The 18,341-nt window shown below is 64.2% G+C and carries 14 protein-coding genes; 7 read left to right on the plus strand and 7 right to left on the minus strand.

The window, feature by feature from the left end; all coding sequences use genetic code 11:
- The 5 genes from HV753_RS00005 to HV753_RS00025 form a co-directional block, all read left to right on the plus strand.
- The coding region (locus HV753_RS00005) for a hypothetical protein (RefSeq protein WP_343056423.1) at positions 1-4,289 on the plus strand (4,289 nt) is incomplete at its 5' end.
- The gene (locus HV753_RS00010; RefSeq protein WP_175172376.1) at positions 4,282-6,105 is read left to right on the plus strand and encodes an HlyD family secretion protein; all 1,824 of its coding nucleotides are present in this window, start codon (positions 4,282-4,284) and stop codon (positions 6,103-6,105) included. The genes HV753_RS00005 and HV753_RS00010, both read left to right, overlap by 8 nt.
- A gap of 10 nt (positions 6,106-6,115) precedes the next feature.
- Entirely contained in the window at positions 6,116-8,269 is a 2,154-nt protein-coding gene (locus tag HV753_RS00015; RefSeq protein ID WP_175172377.1) for an efflux RND transporter periplasmic adaptor subunit, read from the plus strand.
- Between the two features lies 1 nt (position 8,270).
- Positions 8,271-10,253, plus strand: a complete 1,983-nt coding sequence (locus tag HV753_RS00020; RefSeq protein ID WP_175172378.1) for a preprotein translocase subunit SecA — start codon at positions 8,271-8,273, stop codon at positions 10,251-10,253.
- Positions 10,254-10,266: 13 nt separating this feature from the next.
- The gene (locus tag HV753_RS00025) at positions 10,267-11,067 is read left to right on the plus strand and encodes an efflux RND transporter periplasmic adaptor subunit (RefSeq protein ID WP_246288095.1); all 801 of its coding nucleotides are present in this window, start codon (positions 10,267-10,269) and stop codon (positions 11,065-11,067) included.
- Between the two features lie 36 nt (positions 11,068-11,103).
- Here HV753_RS00025 and HV753_RS00030 read toward each other — a convergent pair whose 3' ends face one another.
- Positions 11,104-11,298 (minus strand): hypothetical protein, encoded by a 195-nt coding sequence (locus HV753_RS00030; RefSeq protein ID WP_175172379.1) that lies wholly within the window; start codon positions 11,296-11,298, stop codon positions 11,104-11,106.
- 229 nt (positions 11,299-11,527) lie between these two features.
- On the opposite strand from HV753_RS00030, the gene HV753_RS00035 reads away from it, so the two are divergent.
- Positions 11,528-11,929 (plus strand): Imm1 family immunity protein, encoded by a 402-nt coding sequence (locus HV753_RS00035; protein WP_175172380.1) that lies wholly within the window; start codon positions 11,528-11,530, stop codon positions 11,927-11,929.
- Positions 11,930-11,975: 46 nt separating this feature from the next.
- Here HV753_RS00035 and HV753_RS00040 read toward each other — a convergent pair whose 3' ends face one another.
- The 4 genes from HV753_RS00040 to HV753_RS00055 form a co-directional block, all read right to left on the minus strand.
- Positions 11,976-12,575 carry an OmpA family protein gene (locus HV753_RS00040; protein ID WP_175172381.1) on the minus strand — a complete coding sequence of 200 codons (600 nt, stop codon included), beginning with the start codon at positions 12,573-12,575 and terminating at the stop codon, positions 11,976-11,978.
- Between the two features lie 2 nt (positions 12,576-12,577).
- Complete coding sequence (locus tag HV753_RS00045; RefSeq protein WP_246288096.1) at positions 12,578-13,075, minus strand: hypothetical protein; 498 nt, start codon at positions 13,073-13,075, stop codon at positions 12,578-12,580.
- A gap of 294 nt (positions 13,076-13,369) precedes the next feature.
- Positions 13,370-14,335, minus strand: coding sequence for a 2-hydroxyacid dehydrogenase (locus HV753_RS00050; RefSeq protein WP_175172382.1), 966 nt, complete (start codon positions 14,333-14,335; stop codon positions 13,370-13,372).
- Positions 14,336-14,380: 45 nt separating this feature from the next.
- Complete coding sequence (locus HV753_RS00055) at positions 14,381-15,376, minus strand: Bug family tripartite tricarboxylate transporter substrate binding protein (protein ID WP_175172383.1); 996 nt, start codon at positions 15,374-15,376, stop codon at positions 14,381-14,383.
- A 176-nt stretch (positions 15,377-15,552) separates the two neighbouring features.
- Here HV753_RS00055 and HV753_RS00060 point away from each other — a divergent pair, with 176 nt between their 5' ends.
- Positions 15,553-16,443, plus strand: coding sequence for a LysR family transcriptional regulator (locus HV753_RS00060; protein WP_175172384.1), 891 nt, complete (start codon positions 15,553-15,555; stop codon positions 16,441-16,443).
- A 26-nt stretch (positions 16,444-16,469) separates the two neighbouring features.
- On the opposite strand, the gene HV753_RS00065 is transcribed toward HV753_RS00060, so the two are convergent.
- Both HV753_RS00065 and HV753_RS00070 read right to left on the minus strand, forming a co-directional pair.
- On the minus strand, positions 16,470-16,850 hold the full coding sequence (locus HV753_RS00065; protein WP_175172385.1) for a DCC1-like thiol-disulfide oxidoreductase family protein: 381 nt from the start codon (positions 16,848-16,850) through the stop codon (positions 16,470-16,472).
- 78 nt (positions 16,851-16,928) lie between these two features.
- Positions 16,929-18,308 (minus strand): HdeD family acid-resistance protein, encoded by a 1,380-nt coding sequence (locus HV753_RS00070; protein ID WP_175172386.1) that lies wholly within the window; start codon positions 18,306-18,308, stop codon positions 16,929-16,931.
- Positions 18,309-18,341: the final 33 nt, after the last annotated feature.

The following is an 18,341-nucleotide window of genomic DNA, read 5'->3' on the forward strand; positions in this document are numbered from 1 at the left end:
TGGACGCTGGTAACGGCGACAACACGATCCTGCTGGACACGGTGACGGTCGGTGGCGACACCACGATCACAACCGGCTCCGGCGTGGATCAGATCAGGTTGGCGGATTCCGACTTCTTGGGGCATCTGTCCGTGGACTCGGGTGCGGGCGACGACAAGATCTGGATGACGCAGATTCTGTTGGCCAGCGGTGCGACGGTGCTGGCCGGCGAAGGCGACGACTATGTCTACCTGTCGGCGCGCGCATTGGCTGGCGGCATTGCGCTGCATGGCAATGATGGCAATGATCTGATCGTCTTGGATCAACTGCCGTCCTTGACCAGCCAGCAGGGAACGCCGGGCGTGACGGATCGTATTGATGTGGACGGTGGCCGTGGCGCCGATCACGTTATCGTGAACCTGAGCGAAGCGCTGACGTCGATTCTGATCAACGTCCACGACTCCAACGACAACGGCGTGGAAAACCTGTCGGACGTCAATAAATTGACGATCAACGGCACCACCCAGGACGAGAGTTTCCTGGTGCGCGCGAACTATGTGGCAAAGATCACGCCGCAGGGCGCGGGCTATGCCGACCAGGTTCAACGGGTGAATTACGACCGAACCATGACGGGCGGGTTGCGCCTGAACGCCGTGGATGGCGGCAACCGCTTCTATATCGATGACACCAGCACGTATGTGGTGATCGACGGCGGCCTGGGTAGCGATGCGTCCAAGCACAACGAATATCAGGTCGGCCAGCTTTATGCGTTGGACAGACAGTTCCCCAATGTGGCGGCCGGCGACGACATCGATACGGTGCTGACCACGCAAGGCTATCTGTCGCGAGGCAACAGCTTTGGCATGACGCTGTACGGTGCGGAAAACAGCAGCAACGTGTTCCGCATCTACAGCAATGCCGCGCCGTTGGCGCTCTATGGCGGCAAGCGCGACGACGAATTCATGGTCTACGCCTTCAAGGAGGCATCACGCGATGCGCGCGGTGAGCGCGGCTATGTCATCAACGGCCCGGTGTCGATCGAGGGCGGCGAAGGGCTCAATACCTTCACCATGCTGGGCTCGGAAGACGACGATGCGTTCGTGCTGACGCAGGAAGGCATCCGCGGAGCAGGGCTGAACACCAGCTACCAGAACATTCAGCGGGTGAACCTGGACGCACGTGAAGGCAACGACCATATCTACGTGCTGTCCACCCGCAGCAATGTCATCACGACGCTGATTGGCGGCCGTGACAACGACACCTTCGATCTGTCTGGTGACGTGGCAGGCAACACCATCGTGACCGGCCGCAGTGGCTCGCGCGACGTGTTCGATGGCGCTCAGCCGGTCAATATCACGGCCCAACCCGGCCAATTGGACGCGAACGGCGGCAATACCCTGTCGCTGTCGGTGAACCTGGACGCGGCGGTGTTGCCGCGCCCGGCTAGCGGCCAGGCCTATGTGTCGTTGAGCAGCGCCATGGTGGCCTCGGCCCTGTACGGTTCGCTGTCGCAAGGCACGGGGCTTTCCCCCGCTGACTCGCTGGCAACTGCCATGCAAAGCTTGCAAGGACGCGGCCTGCTGCTGTCCACCGACGGCGGCCTGACCTGGCACCAAAGCGTGGTGGTGGCGTTTGACGCCAACGGGGTTGGCGCACAGGCGTGGGGCGCGACCCAACAGGTGTTGGTCAAGATCGAAGACGGCGCGGGCGTCGGCTTGCCGCCGCTGAGCTTGGCGGGCCGCGATCTGCACCTGTCGGCGTCGCTGTTCACGACGTTGCCTGGTCTGCACGACGTGGCGTTGCCGCCCATCCTGGTTCAAGTGGCTGACCCGGCCTATGCCGGCCCGCCGAACGAACCCGGCAAGGTGCGCAACCCCCGCGCCACGGATCAGCCGATCATCACGGTGGATCCGGTCACTGGCGTCAGCTACGCGAACTACGGCGACCAGCCGCATGATGTCTCGGGCATTCAAGGTACGTTGCTGATTGAGGGCGGCACCCTGGACCGCCCCGACTACGACAACACGCTGCACGCAGGCGTGGGCTTGCCCGATGAAACGGACGGCGTGCTGGGTGCGCGTTATGACGGCGTGGCGTCGACCGCGCCGGTCAATGACCGCATCCGGGTCTTCAATGACGGCACCACGACCGGCCAGAGCGGCATGCAGGACCAAGTCGACAACATGGGCGGTCTGGATCGCGTGTACGACGGCAAGCAGGCATCGGACTTTGGCCGCATCACCGGCCTGGGCATGACGCCGGGCGTCGGCAGCGCAGGCGGTACGGTTCAGCAGTCCGGGCAGGGCGGCACGCACGTGTACGACCGAGGCGTCATCTTCCACGGAGTGCAGTCTGTGAACACCATGCTCGGCCAGGGCGACGACACCTACACGGTGCGTCACGCCACGGTGGGCACGGTCACGCTGGTGCAAGGCGGTGGAGGCAACAACCTGCTGGTGGCAGAAGGCAATACGGTTGGCGGCACGGATCGCCCGGTGTTGCTGTTCGGTTCGACCAGCCAGGACGATGCCTACTACACCGCGTTGCCTGGACAACGCCAGGCGGGTCAGGCGCTGCACTTCGGCGCGGCGGGCAACAACGTGCTGGACGCGCGCGGCACGACGCAGGGCGTGATCCTGTACGGTGGCGCGGGCAATGACCTGATTCTTGGCGGCTCGGGCAACGACCTGATCGCGGGCGGCGGCGGCAACAACGTCATCCATGCGGGCCAGGGCAACAATATCGTGTTCGGCAACGCCGGCATGAATATCGACCTGTCCACGCCGATGAACATGAGCACGGCCGCACGCGCCGATCAGCAATCGCTGGCGGCGTTGACCCTGGTCCTGACGCCCGAACAGGCGGCGGGGCTGGCGGTGGGCGCTTCGGCCGATCAACTGGCGGCCGGCGGCAATACGATCACGGCGGGCGACGGCAACAACATTGTGTTCGCCAACTTCGGCCGTATCGTGACCGTGGAACCCGTGAACTACCTGCGCAACCGTGGCGATTTCATCGATGCGGCGGCGCCGGGCACGGACGCGCGTTACCTGGCAGGTACTGGGCTGCTGGTGCTGGAGAACATCAATCTGCCGTCCGGGGGCGTCAATGCCATTACGGTGGGCGCTGGCCGCAACGTGTTGTTCGGCGGCATGGGGGATGACGTCATCCGCGCCGTGGGTGCGGGCGGCTTCAACTTGATCGCTGGCGACGGCGCCCGGGCGTTGTTCACGGCCGGCGGCCGGATCGCCATGTTCGAGTCGACCCACCCCTCGGTGGGCGGTGCCGACAATCTTTACAACAACGGCGAAGGCGTGATGATCGGCGGCATGGGCGCGGACCAGCTGGAAAGCGGCCTGGGCAACAACGTGATGTTTGGCGACAACGGCCGGGTCGCACTGGTCAATGATCGCATGCGCCTGATCGAGACCATCGACATTGCCTTCGGCGGCAACGACATCCTGTTGGCTGGCCCGGGTAGCAACACCATGCTGGGCGGGATCGGCGCGGACAACTTCCGTGGCAATCTGTCCAAGGATGTGATGGTGGGCGACTTCGCGGCGATCTACATCGAACCGGAAAGCGGCCGCATCATCAACCTGACCCGCTTCGGCCAGGGCGGAAACACGCCCGACCTGATCACCCGGGCGATGGAAGATCTGTTCTCGTGGAACGGCAATTTCGGCGATTGGCAGCGTCCGGTGTTCGGCGCATTGTCGACGCGCTGGGGGGCCGACGCCTATCTGAACGCCAACGGTCAGGATGCGGTAGACCAGATCCGCCTTGGCGCCACGCGGCCGGATATCGTGATTGACGGCGTGGGTGGCGGGCTTTCCGACTATGCGTCGTCGGGCGCGGCGGACGAGGTGATGGTCCGGTCGGATCAGACGGTGCAGGACGGCGGACAAGGCTATCCCGCCCAGCCGAAGCCGGCTGCCAAGAAAGCACCCGAAACGAAGGCGCCGGACGCCAATCCGTCTGACGCGACGCCGGCTGAGCAACCTGCCCAAGCAGGCCAGGACGATCAGAAGACAACGATGCTGGACGCCGATGCGGCAATCGAACAAACTGGCGACCAGCCAGCGATGCAAGCGGACGCAGACCGGGCAGACACTCACGCCGAACGGGTGGCGATGGCGGCAGGGGTCGGGCTGCTGGGCTTGAGCGGCGTACTGGGCACGGCGGGCAGCGCCACGGTCGTGTTCAATTCAAAAACCAATACCTGGGAACCGAAGGCCGCGCGCAAACGTGGACTGAGCGTCCGGCGCGAGGCGCCCCAGCTTACGGAGATTGGAAGCGAGGATGAATGATGCAGTTGTGCCCGCGCAGGTAAAACGCGCGGATCTGGCCTGGTGGTCGGCGCTGTCGGCCACCAGTGACCGCCAATCCTTCCTGGATGCCTGGCTTGCCTTGCAGGCTGGTCAGCTGGCGGGCGTGCGTCATGCGGCGCTGATCCTGGGCGAGCCGGACACCGGCCCCTTTGAAGCGGTGTCGCAGTATCCGGCGGGCAGCCGCGCCGGTGCCGCGTTCTATGGCGCGGTGGACGAATCCTTGCAAGGCCGCGAAGTGGCGGTAGCGGCAGACGGGAATGCGCTGGTGGTTGCGTATCCCATCGTGCTGGCCGGACGCATCCATGGCGTGGCTGCCTTTGAGACGTCCATGCAGGCCCCCGAACCGCTGGTGCAAGCCTTGCGGTGGGGCGCGGGCGTGCTGGAGTTCTGGCTGTTGCAGCATCAGGAAACCGATAGCGCGCAGACGGTCGAACGGCTGATGGTCGTCATCAATAGTGTGGCGCGCGCCTTGAAGGAAGGGCAATTCAAGGATGTCGCCCTGACCTTGGTCACTGACCTGGCGACCCGGCTGGAATGCGATCGCGTCAGCATCGGCTTTCGCCAGGATGGCCGCTCCAAGGTGTATGCGTTGTCGCACAGCAGCCGGTTGGTGCAGAACATGAACCTGATGCGCAGCGTCGCCGAAGCCATGGACGAAGCCATCGACCAGAACACGACGCTGTGCCTGCCGCAGGACGAAGCGCGCACCATTCAACTGCGCGCGCATCAGAAGTTGGCGCGTGAGTTCGGCAACCGGAATGTGCTGACGGTGCCATTTTCGCCCGAGGACGAGGCGCGCGGCGCACTCGTGTTTGAACGGCCTGACAATCAACCTTTCGACCGGCCAAGCATCGAGCTTTGCCAAAGCGTGGTGTTGCTGGCAGGGCGCGTGTTGTATCAGCGTCTGCAACAAGAGCGCCCCTTCTGGCGTAAATGGCGTGATGGCTTGCTGCGAGAATCGGGCCGGCTGCTAGGCCCGCGCCACATTGGCCGCAAGCTGGGCGCCGTGGCATTGGTGGCGCTGGTGGCATTTGCCGTGTTCGCGCACGGCCCATACCGTATTAGTGCGACCGCTACCGTGCAAGGCGTGGTGCAGCGTGTGCTGGCGGCCCCGTTTGACGGCTATATCAGCGAGGCGACCCGCCGGGCGGGGGATGACGTCAAGCAGGGGGATGCGCTGGCCGCGCTGGACACGCGCGAGACGGAACTGGAATTGTTGCGCGCGGGCAATCTTGAGGTGCAGTACCGCCGCCAGGCCGAAGAGGCCTCGGCGCGCGGTGACAGTGCGGCCGCTGCCATTGCCCAAGCGCAGGCCCGCCAGGCGATGGCGCAGATCCAGTTCTATCGTGAACAGATCCAGCGGTCGACCCTGCGCGCGCCGTTCGACGGCGTGATTGTCAGCGGTGATCTGAGCCAGCAACTCGGCGAAGCCGTCAAACGCGGGCAGGAACTCTTCAAACTATCGCCACCGGACGGTTACCGGCTGTGGCTGGACGTGGAAGACCGCCTGATCGACGACGTGTCGGTGGGCCAGACCGGCCGGGTCGCGCTGGCCGCCATGCCGGACAAGCAGATCCCGTTCACGGTCACACGCATCGTGCCGTTGGCTCAGGTCCAGGAAGGCAAGACGGTATTCCGGCTGGAAGCCAGCCTGGACCCTGCGTCGGCACCGGCTTTGCGTCCAGGAATGGAAGGCGTGGGCCGGATCGACATCAACGACCGCCGCTACGTCTGGATCTGGACGCACGGATTTTTTGATTGGCTTCGCCTGAAATGGTGGGGCTGGTTCGGCTGACGAGCAAAAGATGTCTGGTACCGCGCTCTATAGCAATTCCTGGCACCGGGTGAGCACGCTGCGCCCGCGGCTGCGTTCGCATATCCATATCCATCGTCACGTCTACCGTGGCGAGGTCTGGTATGTGATGCAGGATCAAAGCAACGGCGAATTCCACCGCTACACGCCCGAGGCCAACCTGCTCATCAGCCTGATGGACGGGCGCCGAACGGTGCAGGAGATCTGGGAGATCGCCTGCGGCCAGCTGGACGACGACGCCATGCCGCAGGACGAAGTCATCCGCCTGATGGCGCAGTTGCATCGCGCCGACGTGCTGACGACCGACCGCGCGCCCGACGTGCGCGATCTGGTTGAACGCCGCAAGCGTCAGCGCATGCAGAAGATCAAGCAATACATCGGCAACCCCAGCGCGCTGAAGCTGCCGCTCCTGGACCCCGACCGCTGGCTGACGTCCGCCTTGCCGTACTACCGCTGGTTGTTCACATGGGTGGGTGCGCTGTTGTGGCTGGGGGTGGTGATTGCGGGCGCGGCATTGGGGGCCATGCATTGGCAGACATTGACGCACAACATCTGGGATCAGGTCTTCTCCACCGGCAACGTGCTGGCGATGGCGCTGGTGTATCCCATCGTCAAGGCCATTCATGAACTGGGCCACGCCTGCGCCGTCAAGGCGCGCGGGGGCGAGGTGCACGAGATCGGACTGATGTTCCTGCTGCTGGTGCCCATCCCGTATGTGGACGCTTCCGCTGCCTCGGCCTTCGCCGACAAGCGCTGGCGCATGTTGGCGGGCGGCGCGGGGATTCTGGTCGAATTGTTCCTGGCGGCGGTCGCGATGATCGCCTGGACGCAATTGGAACCGGGGCTCGGGCGGTCGCTGGCTTATACGGTCATCATCTTGTGCGGGGTGTCGACGCTGTTCATGAACGGCAATCCGCTGCTGCGCTACGACGGCTACTACGTGCTGTCGGACGCCATCGAGATCCCCAACCTGGGCCAGCGGGCCAATAGTTACCTGGGCTATCTGTTCAAGCGCTATGTGATGGGCCTGCGCGGTGTGGAAGCGCCCCGTGCCACGCCGGGCGAACGTGTCTGGTTCGTGGGCTACGCGCTGCTGTCCTTCGTCTACCGCATGTTCATCATGTTCCTGGCCATCTTCATCATGGCCGGTCAGTTCTTTTTCTTCGGCGTGCTGCTGGCAATGTGGGCGCTGTTCAACACGATCGTGATGCCGTTGTGGCGGTTGGGGCGGCAGTTCTACGCCGACCCGCAGATCCAGGCGCATCGCTTCCGGTCATACGTGATTTGCGGGTTGTGCGTGTTGGGCGTCTTGGGGCTGGTGGGCGCCGTGCCGATGCCGTCGTCGACAGATACCGAAGGCGTGGTCTGGGTGCCGCCCACGGCGCAGGTCAGGGCGCCTGTGGCCGGATTCGTGCGGGCGCGGCAGGCAGCCGACGACGCGCCCGTGGGGGCGGGGGCGCCGCTGATGGCGCTGGAAAACGATGAATTGATCCGCCGCGACGCCATGCTCGCTGCCCAGGTGGATGAATACCAGGCCCGCTATGTGCAGGCCTATGCGCAGAACCAGGTGCAGGCGGCGATCATGCGCCATCAATGGACCAGCTTGCAGACCGAGCGGCGCGCGATTCAGGAGCAAGTGCAAGGGCAGCAGGTGCGTAGCCCGCACGCTGGACGTTATGTGTCCGCGCAGCCCGAGGACATGACGGGCCGTTACGTGCAGCGCGGCGAGCTGTTGGGTTATGTGTTGACCGATGCCGAAACGGTGCGAGTGGTGGTGCCGCAGTCCAGCCTGGAGCGCATACATCGGTCGCTCAAGAGTGTGCGCGTGCGGCTGGTGCAGGATAGCGGCCAGGAGTTCGTGGCGCGGATTGCCCGCGAGGTGCCGGCCGCCACCGATGAACTGCCCAGTCTGGCGCTTAGCTTGCAGGGCGGCGGCAGTATCGGCGTAGACCCGCGCAAATCGCAGGAAGGGCGGGCCAAGTCGTCCGAAAACCTGTTTGTGATGGATCTGGCCTTGCCCGATGACGCGCCGCGCGCCTATCTGGGCGCGCGTGTTTACGTGAAGTTCTCGCACGAACCCCGGCCGATCGCGCTGCAAGCATACGACGCCGTCCGGCAGATGGTGCTGCGGCAGTTCCGGTTCTGACATGCACGCCTTCGCCGCCCTGAACCCAGACCCGCTTTATCCCGAAAAGGAAAGCGAGCGCCACGCCAACAAACTCGAAGCCTGGGGCACGGGCGCGTTGCGCTGGCTTGGCCGCAAGCGGCGCGAGCCTCTGTGGCGCACTCGCCGCATCTTGAGCCGGGTGCACGCGGAAACCCAAGCGCTGGGCGACATCGACCTGGCGCAGGTGCGCCAGCGGGCGGATGAGATCGCCTTCGATCTGCGCCGCAATGGCATTACCCAAGCCAGTGCGGCGCGCGCGTTTGCCCTGATCCGGCAAGCCAGCCGGCTGACCTTGGGCAAGGCGCATTTCGATGTGCAGCTTCTGGGCGGCTGGGCCATGCTGCAAGGCATGGTGGCCGAAATGCACACCGGCGAGGGCAAGACGCTGACGGCGACGCTGCCGGCCGCCACGGTGGCCATGGCCGGCCTGCCGGTGCACGTCATCACCACCAACGACTATCTGGTCGAGCGCGATGCGCAGATCATGGGGCCCATCTACGAGGCGCTGGGCCTGTCGGTGGCCTGGGTCAGCATGGAAATGGATATTCCGACGCGGCGCAAGGCCTATCAGGCGGACGTGGTCTATTGCTCGAACAAGACGCTGGTGTTTGACTACCTGCGCGACCTGATCGTGCTGGACAGCGACAAGGACGAAGACGCGCTGCGGCTGGAGCGGCTGCGGGGCGAGCGTGGCAGGCTGGGGCAGCTGTATCTGCGCGGCCTGTGCTTTGCGATCGTTGATGAGGCGGATAGCGTGCTGGTGGACGAGGCACGCACTCCGCTGATCATCTCGGGCGTGCAGGAAGACGACACCACCCAGGTGACGCGGCAGGCGATGACGCTGGCCCATGGCATGGACCCCGCCCATTACCGCCTGCTGCGCGGTGAACGCAGGGTGACGTTGACCGAGCTGGGCCGTGAACATCTGCGCGCCGAATGCGCCGCGTTGCCGGCACCGTGGAGCATCCCCTTCCGGCGCGAGGAACTGGCGCTTAGCGCGTTGACCGTGCTGCATCTTTACAACCTGGACGAGCAATACATCATCCGCGACGAGAAAATCATGGTCGTGGACGAGTTCACCGGCCGCGTCATGCCTGACCGGTCGTGGGGGCAGGGCTTGCACCAGATGCTGGAACACAAGGAAGGGCTGGAACTGAGCGAACCGCGCGCCACGCTCAAGAGCATCAGCTATCAGCGCTTCTTCAAGCACTATCTGCTGCTGTCTGGCATGACGGGCACCGCGGCGGAAATTCGCGCTGAATTGGGCCGGGTCTATGACCTGCCCGTGGTGCGCATTCCCACGCATCGCAAGTCGCGCCGCCGTCATGCACCCGATACCGTCTTGCGCAGCGTGGACGAAAAATGGGCGGCGGTGCGCGACCGGACCCGCATCCTGCATCAGCAAGGCGTGCCGATCCTGATCGGCACGCGCTCGGTCGCCGCCTCGGAGCAGATTGCCGAGGTACTGATCCAGGCTGGCTTGCCCGCCGTGGTGCTGAACGCCAAACAGGATGCTGACGAAGCCGACATGATTGCGCGGGCCGGTGAAATCGGCAGCATCATGATCGCCACCAACATGGCGGGACGCGGCACCGATATTCCGCTGTCCGACGCCGCCCGCGAGGCGGGCGGCCTGCATGTCATCCTGACCGAGCGTCATGAGTCTGCCCGCATCGACCGGCAACTGGAAGGGCGCTGCGGCCGTCAGGGCGACCCGGGACATGTAGAGGCCATTCTGTCGCTGGAAGATGCCGTGTTGGACAGCGTCAACGGCAGCGCCTGGGCCGAGCCCATGCAGGCGTTGTGCGCCGCCCGCGCCAATGGGCGCAATGGCCTGGCCGCGCGTTGGTTGCGTTTCGCTCAGGCCCGCACCGAAAAAAAACTGGCCCGCGAGCGCCGCCACATGGTGGCCGCGGATGAAGAACTTGAAAACTCCCTGTCCTTTTCCGGGCAAGGGGACTGATACGCAAAATCCCATGCCTATGACACTACGCTTTCGACTTCTCTGCCCGGCGCTGCTGGGCGGCCTGCTTGCTGCCGCCGCCAATGCTCAGGGCCTGCCGCCCGATGCGCGCCTGCCCGTGCTGGCGGAGCCAGCATTGTCCACGCAGGGTGACAATTTGCAGGCGCCGATGGCCTGCCTGATCGAACCATTCCAGGTGTCGGAATTGGGCAGCGCCTCTGCTGGCGTGTTGAGCAACGTGCTGGTGCAGCGCGGCGATGTGGTCAAGAAAGGCCAGGTGGTGGCTGAATTGAACACCAGCGTCGACGAAGCCACGCTGGGCTTGCGGCGTGCCGAAGCGGCCTATCTGGGGCGCGTCGTCGACCGCAACGCCGACTTGTTCAAGCGGCAATTGCTACCGGCGGGCGATTACGACGAGATGACCTCGCGCAGCCGTCAGGCGCAGTTGCAGGTGGCGCTTCAGCAGGCCATTCTGGCAGAGCGCAGCATCAAGAGCCCGTTTGACGGCGTTGTTGCCGAGCGGTTCGCGGGGCCGGGCGATCGCGTCAACGACAACAAGATCGTCAAATTGGCGCAGATCAATCCGCTGTTGGTGAAGGTGGTGGTGCCGGAAAGCCTGTATGGCCAGATCAAGGCGGACGCCGCTGCGCAAGTCACCGTCAATCAGGCCATCAGCGACAAGCCGCTGCAAGCGAAAGTATGGCGGATCGATCGCGTCATGGACGCCGCCAGCGGCACCTTCACGGTGCTGCTGCGCGTACCGAACGACGGCAACGTGATCCCGTCGGGCATCCGCTGCTCGATCAAATTCTAAGCGGGCGCGCTGGCGGGCAATCATTGCCCGGGGCGGCTAGCCGCCCCGGTGGCCGCCGTGATAACGCGGCGCCGACATCGTGCGAGGGCTGTCCTTGTGTTGCGCGCTGGCCAGCGCCTTGCGCCGGGCTTCTTCTTGCTGGTGATCGGCCCGGGTCCGGTCTTTCTCGGCGTGGGCAGGGGTGTCGGCGGCGGGGGCAGCCTGGGGCGTGCGGGGAGTGTGTGACGTCATGATGCGTACCTGTACAGGTGACGCGGCATATGCCGTCTTTCCACCTTACGCCTGGGGCGCCGCGGATTCCAGCGGGCAATTGCAACAACACGCGCGTGGCCTGCAAGCTTGAATCACGCTTAATCGGTAGACTGACAGCCGTTGTTGACCGGATTCACCGGAAAACAGCCGCTTTTCGGTGTCGGCGCAATTGGGGGCGCTGACGCGAATCATCAGAGGTCCACAAGTTATGAAAATAAGAAAACTCATCGAAGAACGACGTCAGGGCGAGCGCGCCGCCGTCAGGGAGCGCGCCGATCCCACGAATACCGAATTGCTGGCCGCCCTGGATCAGTTGAATGGCGCCGACTTCAGTTCGATTGCCTTCGTGACGGAAGATGAGACCGTCATGGCCGTCGGTGGCGGCGATGGCGCGTACGTGGTGTCCATCACGCTGGATGACGACGCGCGCATCTATACGCTGGTCGACCCGTCCAAATCCGAAGACCACGACCAGGAACTGGTGGTGGGTGGCCAGTCGGGCAGCTATCAGCAGTATCAGTGCGTGTGCCGCGAGCTGGCTTCGGCGGCCATCCTGTACTTCCAGCAAGAGGGCACGCCCTCACCCGATCTGCGGTGGGTCAGCGAATAGGGGCTGTGCGCGGCAAGCGGCAGGAATGTCTGCCGCCGCGCACGCTTCATTGCTTGGGCAACACAAATTCCACCCGGCGGTTCTGCGCGCGCCCCTTTGGATTGTCGGCGCCGTTGGCTTGAACGTTGGGTTGCACGGGCCGCGTATCTCCGTAGCCTTTGGCCGTCAGGCGAGCTTTATCCACGCCATGATTCGCCAGCCATTGCGATACGGCGGTCGCCCGTTTCAGGGACAGCGCCTGGTTGTATGAGGCTTTGCCCTTGGAATCCGTATGGCCTTCAATCGTGACGCGGCCGGCAGGGCTGGCCTGGATCGCTCGCGCGATATCTTGCAGAGCGGATTCGGCTGCCGGCCGAATACTGGCCTTGTCGAAATCAAACAGCACGTCTCCCAACATCGACACCGTGACGGCGTCCTTGTCCTGACGCACGGACAGGCCTTCATGGCGGCCGGCCAGGTCAGTTATTTGTCCAGACAAGCCGGAGACGCCGCCGCCGGTGTCGGACGGGAATCCCTTCAGGTCCAATATCGTGGCGCGCAGGTCCAGGACTTCGGCTTTGTACGGCGGCTCTTGCGCCTGAACGTCAGCGGCCGCGATCAGTAGTAGCGTGGCCAACGCAGCCGGAATATGCCGGGCGGCTGCCATGGCTAGCGGTCAGTGATCTTGATGGCGTCAAAGGTCTCGACGCCCGGGATCGTCAATGACACCTCGGTGATGTCTTTGGGAGGCGCGGGAAATTTCCCTTGCCAGGCGCCGGCGATGGGAGCGTCCTTGGATGCCCGGAGCATCAGCTTGGGATTCGTCAGCGGTTTGTCGTTGCTGTCTTTCAGCAGCAAGTGCTTTTTGTTGCCGGCGATCACGTAGAAGCTGTTTTCGTAGTCTTCCTGGGTGATCTGCGAATAGACCATTTCGGTCTTGTTGGGCACGAGAGGCTTGAATCGGATCTTGAGCGTCAGAATATCGCCGCTGCGCACGGCTTCGACGACTTGGCCTTCAGCGGACCCCGTTTCGGTCAGGCCCGTCGCCAGGGGTTTGGCGGCGCTTGCGTCGTTGGCAGTCTGGGCCCAGGCTGGGGAGGCGACACTGGCAAGTGTCAACATCGCGCCCAGTGCACAGGCCGCCATTGCGGGTCTGATCGAATTCACGGTAAGCCTCCTTGAACGTCTCGTTTTTAGATGTAGTGATCCGGCGCGAAGCACCCCAAAGGAATGCCAGCCGGATCAAACTCATTCTTTCTGTCCAATCCAATGGGCGATGGTCCGTCTTCGCGCCGCATATTTCAACGCGATTATTTGCCAAATCGTTACCGGGATCAGAGACGGAGGGAGGCCGCCACGGAGGGCGGTTTCAAGGGGGAAGGGGCGGGCACGCAGGGCAATTCCTGCCGCCCGATTGCCGATGGCGCAAGAAACAAGTGGTTGTATTCTTTCGACGCCGGATCACACGACCCGCGTCAACACCTTTTCATTCTGGAACCAGCGGTCCAGGTTCGCGACCATCAGATCCGCCATGGCGCGGCGGGTTTCATGCGTGCCGCTGGCGATATGCGGCAGCAGCACCACGTTGTCCATGGCGTGCAACGCGGCGGGTGTCTCCGGTTCGTGCTCGAACACATCCAGGCCCGCGCCCGCGATGCGCTTGCCTTGCAAGGCGTTGACCAGCGCGGCTTCGTCAACGACGGTGCCGCGCGCGATGTTGATCAGCCAGCCCTGGGGGCCCAGCGCATCCAGCACCTCCGCATTCACCAGGTGCCGCGTGGCGCTGCCGCCCGGCACCGCCAGCACCAGAAAATCGCATTCGGCGGCCAGGGACTTGATGTCCGGGCAATAGCGGTAGCCGGCGGGCGCGTCGGCGCGCGGTTTGCGGCTGGTATAGAGGATTTCCATGTCGAAGGCCGCGGCGCGGCGGGCGATCTGCAAGCCGATATTGCCCAAGCCGGCAATACCGCAGCGCTTGCCGCTCATGCGGGTGCCCAGCGGGAAGCCTTCGTTCGGCCAGCGTCCGGCCCGCACGAAGCGATCCGCCTCCACGACGCGGCGCGGCGCGGCCAGCATCAAGGCCAGCGCCGTGTCGGCCACGCAGGCATCCAGCACGCCGGGCGTATTCGTCACGACGACGCCGTGTTCCTGGGCGGCGGCCAGGTCGATGGTGTCGTAACCGACGCCAAAGCTGAAGATGCCTTCCAGTGCAGGCAGAGCACTGATCAATTCGCGGGTGGCGCCGAAGCGCCCGCTGGTGGCGATGCCGCGAATGGACGGCCCATGCTCGCGCAGCAAGGCGGCGGGATCCGCGGCTTCCCACAAGCGATGGACGTGGTAGCGGGACGCCAGGTCCGCGACCAGATCGGGCAACAGCGGGCCGACCATCAATACGTGGGGGGCGGAGGCGGGGAGGTAAGGATTCATGGATACGGCTTTAAAGAATGGCCCGTCATCCGGGCCGGTTGAGCATCAGTTGGTCTGGATATTGCGGGTCTTGATGATCTGCCCGTAGCGGGCGCGTTCGCTGGCCGCCAGCTCTTGCAGCTGTTGCGGGGTAGAACCGTGCGCCACCGCGCCCTGGGATTCCAGCTTGGTCTTCATGACGGGGTCGGCGGCAATGTCGCGAATAGCCTGCGACAGCTTGTCGATCACGGCGGGTGGCGTGCCCGCCGGCGCCAGAACCGCCGTCCAGGAACCGGATTGCGCGTTCTTCACGCCTGCCTCATCAATGGTCGGCACGTCCGGCATGGCCGGTGACCGCGTGGCGCCCGTCACGGCCAGTGCGCGCAGCTTGCCGCCCGTGACGTAGGGCATGGTTTCCAGCACTGACGCGAACAACATGTCCACGCGGCCTGCCATCAGGTCGGTCATGGCCGGGCCGCCACCCTTGTAGGGCACATGCATCAGGTCCACGCCGGTCGCTTGTTGGAAGATCTCGCCGGACAGGTGCGGTGCGCCGCCGGTGCCAGAGCTGGCAAACGTGTGCTTGCCCGGCTCGGCACGCGCCAACGTCACCAGTTCCGCCACGTTCTTGGCCGCCAGCCCGGTGGGCACGACCAGGACGAATGGCAGGTCCGAAAACAGCGACACCGGCGCGAACGCGGTTGCCGGGTCCGAATGCAGTTTGTAGATCCAGGGGTTGATGGCCAGCATGCCGGAATTGGCGAACAGCAGGGTGTAGCCGTCGGCCGGCGAGCGCGCCACCAGATCGGCGGCAATCTGTCCGCCCGCGCCCGGGCGGTTGTCCACCACCACGGATGACGCCAGCTTGTCGCCCAGCGCCGCAGCCAGCAGCCGGGCGGAGATATCGGTGCCGCCGCCCGGCGAAAAGGGAACGATCAGGTTGATCGGGCGCTCGGGATATCCGGCGGCGCTGGCGTTCCAGGGCAAGGCGGCGGTGGCGGCCAGGGCCAGCGCCGCCGCGATAAGCCGGACGCGCTGTCGGGCGATGAGGGTTGTCTCCATGTCTCTTTTCTCTTCTTGGGGGTGAGGCGGTCTTTGCCGCGAAAAATCGGTTGGGTGAAGCAGCTCCTTTGGGTCCTGCGGGCCGACGCGCGACCTTGTTGCCGAGTATAAAAACGGCTATCGATGGATAGCCGTTCGAGCTATAAATAGCATTGATCAATTCAAGGATTGAATCGATGGAATTCCGTCAACTGGAATGCTTCATCGCCGTCGCCGAAGAACTGCACTTTGGCCGGGCGGCGGAACGCCTTTGCATGACGCAACCGCCCTTGTCCCGGCAGATTCAGCTGCTGGAGCAGGATCTGGGTGTCACCCTGTTTGAACGCAATAGCCGTCAGGTGCTGCTGAGTGCGGCGGGCAGGCGGTTTCTGCGCGACGCGCGGCACCTGCTGGAGTTTTCGGCGCGCGCGGCGGCGACCGCGCGGCGCACCTCTGGCGGCGAGGCCGGACATATCACACTGGGTTTCACCGCCGTCGCGTCTTACCGGCTGATGCCGTCCATGATCGTGCGGGCGCGCAAGCTGCTGGCCGGTGTTGAGATCCAGCTTCGGGAAACCGTCAGCACGGATCTGGTGCGCTTGCTGCTGGCGCGTGAACTGGATGCCATTCTGGCGCGCAGCGTGCCGCAACAGGCTGGGATTGAATCGCGGCTGATCGAACGCGAACCCCTGGTGCTGGCCTTGCCCGCAGGCTCTCCCTTGTGCGAACACGACACGGTGCCGTTGCGCTTGCTGCAAGGCCAGCCCTTCGTGCTGTATTCGCCGCGTGAAGGCAAGTATTTCTATGACCGCATCGTGGGTGCGTTCGGCTTGGCGGATGTGCAGCCCGATTATGTGCAGCGCGCGGGGCAAACCCATACGCTGTTGGCGCTGGTGCGGGCAGGGCTAGGCGTGGGCATCGTGCCGGATTCCGCGCGTGAGCTGCGGTTTGAAGGCGTGGAATTCAGGCCCATCGGCCAGCGCAATCTATATGCGGATATGTACCTGGCCTGGCATGCGCAACACGACAATCCGGCGTTGGACGCTTTTTTGCAGCGCGTGGTGGCCCCAAGCGGCGCAGCGGGATAAGGGGTGGCGAGGTTGTCGCCACCGCCTTACATCTGCATTTTCTTCTTGCCCAGCAAGGTCAACGCCAGGCTTCTGCCTGTCCGCATGAAAGGATAGAGCGCGGTGGACAGGCAAGGGTTGCGAAAGACCGCCGCATTGACGCTATTGAACAAGTCATTGCCGGTGCTGATCAGCGCCAGCCGGTTGATGCAGTCAGCGCCCCAGTAATCCTGGCCTTCCAGATGCAGCAGCATGCCCTGATTCAAGTCATAGCCCTGGGCCTTGTAGGCCACGGCCAAGTCCGGGTGGTCGCGCATATTCAGCATGTCGATCGGCCCGACGGCCTTCTGCAATTGCAGCATCCGCACGTAGTTCGAGCAGAAGGGGCAGTCCCCGTCGTAGAGCAGGAAATTCTTCGCGATGGTCATGTTGCCCCCTCAATGAAAAGTGCACCGTTCCATTACATCTCAATTCGTGCCGATGCACTGAAAGCAAGCGTGTCGGTGTCAGGCTGGAGGGCGGCGCAGGGGCGCGTCCCTATCCTGGGCACGCCACCGCGCACGCAGCGCGGTGATCTGCCGCAACGCCTGTTGTGACATCTTCCACCAGCCAAACGGCCGCGGATCGGCCAGCATGCTCATGGCGCGGGCGTAGTCCAGCGTCAGCCCCGGCGTCCACGCCATGGTGAGGGCCCGTTTGCGAATCTGCGAAGCCACCCAAAGCTCGGGCGTCAGCAGCAGCCGGAACAGGACGCGCCAGCCGGCCTCGTCGCCATGCAGCCGGCCGACAACGCCGTCCAGCGCCGCGTCCAGGGCGTGGGCCACGGAACTTGAACAGTTGCGATGCGTCAGGTTGTAGGTGCTGTTGCGCCGGTAGATTTCCCAGAAAGCGGCCAGCTTTGCCGCGTCGTAGTTGCGGATGCGCACGCGCATCGTCGACGGACACCACGCCTTGGATTCCGTGGCGTAGTCGGGCTGATACACGCCAGGAATGTCGTTCTCGGCGGTGGCCCGCAACAGGGACCCGAATTCGTCGGGCGACCGGTCGATCTCGTCCTTGGGGTACAGGCTGATATAGATGCCCTCGGGGGACTCCAGCGCCGCGTGTCCCGTCGAGATGACCCCGTTGACGTCCACCGCGGCGATGTAGCGGTCAACGACGGGGTAGTTGCGGGTTTCCGCCTTGGCGGAGCCGGACGGCGTCCAGACATGGACCGTCAGCGCGCGTTCGGAATCGGCGGGCGGACCATCCCATACGGTTGGATTGGGGGCGGCGGCCGGCGGGGTGGTGGGCAGGAACTCGGGCGAATCGGTCGCGGAAAACGCCGGGTTCGAGGACAGTCGTTTCACGCGCCGGGCCAGCCATAGCAGTTTCAAACCCGCGATGGCCAGAAACAGGCCCAGGAAATACGGCACCGTGCCCACATAGTGGGTGGGGTAAGGTTGAAAGAAGAAAATGGCCAGCAGGATTTCGGCCACGCCCGCCGCAAAGGCATAGCGCCAGCGGTTGTAGCGCACCACATAACCGGCCAGGCATTGCAGCACGCCGTCCATCAGGAACAGCGCGCCAAAAATCATCGACAACACAAAATGCCCGTGATGCTGTCCGGCCAGGATCAGGCTGCCAGCCAGCAGCACGAACAGCCCTTTGGCATAACGCAAGACACGCTGGCCGCCTACGCCGGTGGACGCGATCATCAGCGTGCCCAATCCCTCTATCAGCAAGAGAACGGCGAAAGCGTTCAGGGGGAAGTACAGGGCGTTGTCCAGCGCATCAATAAAGACGAAGGCGCCGGCCACCAGAAATACGAGGCCTGTCGCGAACAGGCCGCGCGAGCGTTTGCGTAGATAAGGGACTCCCAGCAGCAGCAAGACAAGTTGTGGCATGCCAGTGATCCGAAAAAAGGGCGGTTGGAGGAT

This window comes from Achromobacter pestifer, assembly GCF_902859625.1.
In the GTDB taxonomy this organism is placed as follows: Bacteria; Pseudomonadota; Gammaproteobacteria; order Burkholderiales; family Burkholderiaceae_B; genus Achromobacter; species Achromobacter pestifer.

Bases quoted from the DNA above. Each gene is read 5' to 3' on its own strand.
- HV753_RS00035 (WP_175172380.1), top strand. From the start codon at position 11,528: ATGAAAATAAGAAAACTCATCGAAGAACGACGTCAGGGCGAGCGCGCC.
- HV753_RS00030 (WP_175172379.1), bottom strand. From the start codon at position 11,298: ATGACGTCACACACTCCCCGCACGCCCCAGGCTGCCCCCGCCGCCGAC.
- HV753_RS00070 (WP_175172386.1), bottom strand. From the start codon at position 18,308: ATGCCACAACTTGTCTTGCTGCTGCTGGGAGTCCCTTATCTACGCAAA.
- HV753_RS00040 (WP_175172381.1), bottom strand. From the start codon at position 12,575: ATGGCAGCCGCCCGGCATATTCCGGCTGCGTTGGCCACGCTACTACTG.
- HV753_RS00020 (WP_175172378.1), top strand. From the start codon at position 8,271: ATGCACGCCTTCGCCGCCCTGAACCCAGACCCGCTTTATCCCGAAAAG.
- HV753_RS00060 (WP_175172384.1), top strand. From the start codon at position 15,553: ATGGAATTCCGTCAACTGGAATGCTTCATCGCCGTCGCCGAAGAACTG.
- HV753_RS00065 (WP_175172385.1), bottom strand. From the start codon at position 16,850: ATGACCATCGCGAAGAATTTCCTGCTCTACGACGGGGACTGCCCCTTC.
- HV753_RS00010 (WP_175172376.1), top strand. From the start codon at position 4,282: ATGAATGATGCAGTTGTGCCCGCGCAGGTAAAACGCGCGGATCTGGCC.
- HV753_RS00050 (WP_175172382.1), bottom strand. From the start codon at position 14,335: ATGAATCCTTACCTCCCCGCCTCCGCCCCCCACGTATTGATGGTCGGC.
- HV753_RS00055 (WP_175172383.1), bottom strand. From the start codon at position 15,376: ATGGAGACAACCCTCATCGCCCGACAGCGCGTCCGGCTTATCGCGGCG.
- HV753_RS00025 (WP_246288095.1), top strand. From the start codon at position 10,267: ATGCCTATGACACTACGCTTTCGACTTCTCTGCCCGGCGCTGCTGGGC.
- HV753_RS00015 (WP_175172377.1), top strand. From the start codon at position 6,116: ATGTCTGGTACCGCGCTCTATAGCAATTCCTGGCACCGGGTGAGCACG.